Source organism: Pseudorhodoplanes sp., from assembly GCF_035565855.1.
Classification (GTDB): Bacteria; Pseudomonadota; Alphaproteobacteria; order Rhizobiales; family Xanthobacteraceae; genus Pseudorhodoplanes.
In genome coordinates this window covers 1-5,305 of the sequence record NZ_DATMRX010000381.1, presented here as the reverse complement: position 1 = coordinate 5,305, position 5,305 = coordinate 1, and the positions used below count along the sequence as shown (strand labels likewise).

The following is a 5,305-nucleotide window of genomic DNA, read 5'->3' as shown; positions in this document are numbered from 1 at the left end:
CCTCGTGATCGCGGTGTCGCTGATCTACCTCGTGCTCGGCATGTTCCTCGATCCGCTCGGCATGATCCTTCTGACCATCCCGGTCTTCGTGCCGATGTTCGCTGCGTTGAACCTCGACCTCGTGTGGTTCGGGGTGCTGGTGGTGAAGTATATCGGCATCGGCCTTCTGACGCCGCCGGTCGGGTTCAACATCTACGTGGTGGCGGGCGCGCTGAACAATCAGATCCCGCTGACCACGATCTTCCGCGGCTGCTACTGGTTCCTGGTCTGCGAAGCGGTGATCATGACGCTGTTGATCGCCTTCCCGCAGATCTCGCTGTGGCTGCCCTCCACGATGAACTGACGAGCCGCGGGGCGTCCGCGGCTCAGACGCACCGAGACTGATCGGGCCAGCATTCCCGAAAGCGCCAGCCTCCCGTCGTGCCAGGACGGAACCCGATGTGCCGGCGGGCGTTAGATACCGCCCGCTTCGGACCTGGCATGACAACGCAGCAGATTCTGGCCTTCGCCATCCTCATTGCAATGATGGCGCTCTTCGTCTGGGGACGGCTGCGCTTCGATATGGTCGCGGTGCTGGCCCTGCTGGCGGGTCTCGCCGCCGGCATTGTCCCATACGACAAGGCGTTTTCCGGGTTTTCCGACGATATCGTCATCATCGTTGCGAGTGCATTGGTCGTGAGCGCCGCAGTCGCGCGGTCCGGCGTCATCGAAACGGCGCTCCGTCCGATCGCGCCCTGGCTCAACACCCCGACGATCCAGGTTTTCGTCCTCACCGCGGTGGTCGCGGCGCTGTCCGGCTTCGTCAAGAATATCGGCGCGCTCGCCATGATGATGCCGGTGGCATTTCAATTGGCGCGCAAGACAAACACGCCGCCCTCCGCAATGCTGATGCCGATGGCGTTTGCCTCGCTGCTCGGGGGCATCGTTACGCTGGTCGGCACCTCGCCGAACATCATCGTCTCGCGCGTGCGCGAAGAAATCATCGGCGCGCCGTTCGGCATGTTCGACTTCACGCCGGTCGGCGCCCTGCTCGCGATCGGGGGCGTTGCGTTTCTCGCCTTCGGATGGCGCCTCTTGCCGGAACGCAAGGGCGCGGCCACCATGGATGCCGCCTTCAATCTCGAAGGCTACAGCACCGAAGTCCTGATCCCGGACGAATCCGAACTCGACGGCAAGACCGTGAAAGACCTCGAGGCGCTCGGTGACGGCGAGGTCGAGGTGGTCGCGATCCTCGGACAGCGCGCGCGTCAATCGCAGCCGAGCCCGACGACGACATTGCACGGCGGCGATACCCTCATCCTGCGCGGCGAGCCCGGCGCGCTGGAACGCGTCGTGGGCTCGGCCAAGCTCCAGCTCGGCAGCGACCCGGTCCGCAAAGAGCCCGACACGCCGAGCGACGATATCGGCATCATGGAGGCCATCGTCACCCCGGACTCGCCGCTGGTCGGCAACACCGCCGCGCGCATGCGGCTCTACGATCAGTATCGCGTCGACCTCCTCGCCGTCAGCCGCGCCGGGCGGCGCATCTCACGTCAATTGCGATCGATCCGGTTCCTGGAAGGCGATGTCATTCTGCTGCGCGGCGATCTCAATGCGATGCCGGAAACGCTCGGCGAATTGCGATTGCTGCCTCTCGCAGAACGCGGGCTCGCGCTGGGTCAGGGCCGGCGCGGCTATATTCCCGTCATCATTCTTGCTGTTGCGATGCTATCCGTCGCGTTGCATCTCGTCCCGGTCGCGATAGCCTTCTTCGCCGCCGCCGCGCTCATCGTGCTCCTCAAGGCGATTTCACTTCGCGAAGCCTATGACGCCATCGAATGGCCGATCCTCGTGATGCTCGCCGCATTGATCCCGCTCTCCGACTCGCTCCGCACCACGGGCGGCACCGACGTGATCGCCGGCTGGCTTTCGGCTGCAGCCGGCGCGCTTCCACCGCTCGGCACCCTCGCCCTGATCATGCTCGCGGCGCTCGCGGTCACGCCGTTCCTTAACAATGCCGCCACCGTGCTTGTAATGGGTCCGATTGCCGCGACCTTCGCGTCCAATCTTGGCCTGTCTCCCGACCCGTTCCTGATGGCGGTGGCGATCGGCGCGGCCTGCGATTTTCTGACGCCTATCGGGCACCAATCAAATACGCTGGTGATGGGCGCCGGCGGCTATCGCTTCACCGATTACTGGAAGCTCGGCCTGCCCCTGTCGATCTATGTGGTGCTGGCCGGCGTGCCGCTGATCGCGCTGTTCTGGCCGCTCGCCGCGCGCTGATCGTCCGCTGTGCGGCTGTGCGGCAGTTGCAGCCGGCATTCCAGGCCCTCCGGCGCGAATTCCGCATCGACCTTCCCGCCAAGGCTCTTCATGCACCCCACAACGAGGCGGGTGCCAAAGCCGCGCTGAAGCGGCGGCGAAGTATGCGGACCGCCCCGTTCGATCCACTCGATGGTGAGGCCGTCATCGTTCGTATGCCAGGAAATCTCGATCCGTCCCTCCGGCAACGACAAGGCGCCGTGCTTGATGGCGTTGGTGACGAGCTCGTGAAATACCAGCGACAGATTACGTGCGGCATCGGCCGGCAGGCGGATGACCGGCCCGCTCAGATTGGCGCGAAAATTTCCGAACGGCTCGAACTTGGCGCGGATGAGGGTCCGCAAGTCCGGTTGCAGACCATCGGCATGGCTGATGATGTCGTTGGTCGAGGACACCGAGCGGATGCGGCCGGTGATGACCTTCGCGATCTGCGGTTCGTGCGCGAGGGTTTGCAGCACGATCGATTCCACCACCGAGAAGGTGTTCTTGCCGCGATGCTCGAGCTCGCGCAGCATCAGGTTCTTGTGCTTCTCCTGGGTCCGGTAGCGCGCCACGAGGCTTCGATAGGCTTCGGCGACCGCGATGATGAACAGGCAAGACGCGCCGAACAGGATTCCGTTCAGGACATCGAGCTGCGTGATCGGTCCCGGCGCGCCGAACAGCATGGTGCCCGCGACCATCGACAGCAAGGTCGCAACGATCGCTGCCGACACCCCGGCGAGCAGCGCCACCACGAGGACCGCCGGAAAATACACGGCGAACGGCACGAGGTCCGGATTGATGAAGCCCAGGAGATAACGGATCACCGTCGCCGCCGCGACACAGGCGACCGCAAGAAGGAACGCCCGCGCTGAATTCGGCGCGACGGCCAGATCCGTCAACTTGCGCAACCAATCGCCGGCCATTCAGTTTTCCCACATTCCAGACCCTACCAGTCCGAACAGGGGTGTTGCATTATAGAAAGACGGCCGCCGTGCGCGATTTTGTGTCAAAAAATCCGCCGATTAGAGGAAACTATCCTTGCGCGCCACGGGGCCGCGACACCAATCCCATCTGCTCGAGCGCGGCGCGGCCGAGCTGTCCGTACGGATTGGCCAGCGTTTCGATGAACTCAAAATGGTTGTAGCCCTCTCCGCATATCAACTGCGCGACCTTGCCCGCCTGCGTCAACGCTGCCGCGAAGTCGCGGCTCTGGCGCTGGAATTCGGGCGTTTCCAGCGAACCGTAACCGACGATCACCGGCGCGTTCAGCTTGTCGAGGTGACGCTGCGTTGACAGCGCGTGCTCCACCTCATCGGTGAACGTCACATATCTCGATCGCGCGGACAGCCGCACCGGTTTCAGGTCGTACATTCCGGACACCAGAACGGCGCCCTTGATAACGTCGGGCGGCAGGCCGAAGTCCTTCACCCAATCGGTGACCAGCACCACGCCGCCAAGGTGCGCGCCCGAGGAATGGCCGGAAAGATAGATGCGATCGGGATCGCCGCCGAAGCTCTCGGCATTCTTGTAGATCCACGCGATCGCGCGGCGGCATTGTTCGGCGAGCGGCATCAGATCACCGCCGGTTTCCACCACATTGGTGTAGTCCACCGCAATGTAATGGGCCCCCGCATTGACGAAGGTCTCGGCCGGAAACGCATAATATTGCGCGGCTTCGGCGCGCCACGCACCGCCATGCAGGAACACGTTGATCGGCGCTTTCGGCGCCGGGGTCGCGTAAAGGTCGAGGGCTTCAACCGGGGTCGCGCCATAGCTCAACCGCTTCGGAGGCCCCAGGCGGGCCCGCGTGAGATCGCTGTTGGTGCGATAGCGGCCGACGATCTGGCGCACGTTCGGCGCATATTTCGGCTGGTCGTAGGCGTCGTCCAGCGCCTTCTGGTCCATGTCGAGCCAGACCGGCGGACTTTTCGGCGCGGCTGCGTCTTTCAATTGCGAAGCCTGAACGTGCGAGGCGGCGCCTCCGGCAGATACAGTCATGAAGGGTCAGCGTACACAGATCGACGTGGTCAAGAGACCACACCATGGCGGCCTGCCGGCTTGCCGTCCAGCGCATTTGTGACGGCGACCGACAGCACCGATCATGCGTCATGCAGATACCGCCGACCGACCTACCAGCGGAGCAGCCGGCTCCCCGCCAGCGCGCCGATGGCGGTGGCGATGGCGATGGCCAGCGTGAACCAGGCGCCGACAAAGAGCGGCGAGTCGTCCGGGCAATGCGCGATATAGAGGCTCGCGGCCACTGCGCCTGACAGAAGCCCGGCGCCGGCCCCGGCGAGAGCGGGGCGCGTCGGCGCGCCATAGCGCAATCCGAACAGCAGCGCGGCAAGGATGGGCAACGACAGCAGCACCATGTTCAACACGCAGATATACCAATGCGTGCCGGCAAGGCGCACCAGCCATTCCGCACGCGGGACCAGCATCAGTTCGATCCCGGCGGCCGCGACCATGATGGCCGGCACGAGGGCCGCGATCGTCAGCGCGCCCAGCACAGGAGCGCCGGGCTTCGCCAGGCGCAACACCATTGCGGCGGAGGCGACGACGAGAATTCCCATCTCGACCGGCTTCAGTGCGAAGGGAAATGTTCGCATCGCTTCGCCAAGATGCGGCCGCATCGGCACGAGCCAGATGAACAGCAGCGCCGACAACGCAAAGCCGGCGGCACCGGCAAGCGCAAGCGCTAAGCCGGGTTTGGGACCGGCAGGCTCGCGGTCAGCGGCAAGCGCACGGATGAGCTGATCGGTTTTCATGATTCATCACGATGACGTTTCGCGAGGGCTGCGAGGCCGCGATGCAGCGCGACCCGGACCGCGCCTTCGGTCATGTCGAGGCTGCGGGCCGCAGCGGCAATCGAAACGCCCTCCACGGCAATCGCCTGGACCACCTTGCGCTGGCCCGGCGGCAAAGCCTCAAGCGAGCGCACCACGTCACGCTCGCTCGCGGTCTCGGGCTGCGCCTCATCCGGCAGGATGTCGGCGAAGTCGTCGATCGACAGGTCCGTGCG

The 5,305-nt window shown here is 64.7% G+C and carries 6 protein-coding genes; 2 read left to right on the top strand and 4 right to left on the bottom strand.

What is annotated here, in order from left to right:
* Together VN004_RS22325 and VN004_RS22320 are read left to right on the top strand one after the other, a co-directional pair.
* Positions 1-343, top strand: a 343-nt coding sequence (locus VN004_RS22325; RefSeq protein ID WP_325614501.1) for a TRAP transporter large permease subunit, incomplete at its 5' end; no start/stop codon positions are given.
* A gap of 137 nt (positions 344-480) precedes the next feature.
* Entirely contained in the window at positions 481-2,262 is a 1,782-nt protein-coding gene (locus tag VN004_RS22320; protein ID WP_325614499.1) for an SLC13 family permease, read from the top strand.
* On the opposite strand, the gene VN004_RS22315 is transcribed toward VN004_RS22320, so the two are convergent.
* The 4 genes from VN004_RS22315 to VN004_RS22300 form a co-directional block, all read right to left on the bottom strand.
* Positions 2,202-3,206, bottom strand: coding sequence for a sensor histidine kinase (locus VN004_RS22315; RefSeq protein WP_325614497.1), 1,005 nt, complete (start codon positions 3,204-3,206; stop codon positions 2,202-2,204). The genes VN004_RS22320 and VN004_RS22315 overlap by 61 nt on opposite strands.
* 109 nt (positions 3,207-3,315) lie before the next feature.
* Complete coding sequence (locus tag VN004_RS22310; protein ID WP_325614494.1) at positions 3,316-4,281, bottom strand: alpha/beta hydrolase; 966 nt, start codon at positions 4,279-4,281, stop codon at positions 3,316-3,318.
* 131 nt (positions 4,282-4,412) lie between these two features.
* On the bottom strand, positions 4,413-5,051 hold the full coding sequence (locus tag VN004_RS22305; protein WP_325614491.1) for a DUF1109 domain-containing protein: 639 nt from the start codon (positions 5,049-5,051) through the stop codon (positions 4,413-4,415).
* Positions 5,048-5,305 (bottom strand): sigma factor-like helix-turn-helix DNA-binding protein (locus VN004_RS22300; protein ID WP_325614488.1); only part of this gene is annotated, 258 nt, incomplete at its 5' end. The genes VN004_RS22300 and VN004_RS22305, both read right to left, overlap by 4 nt.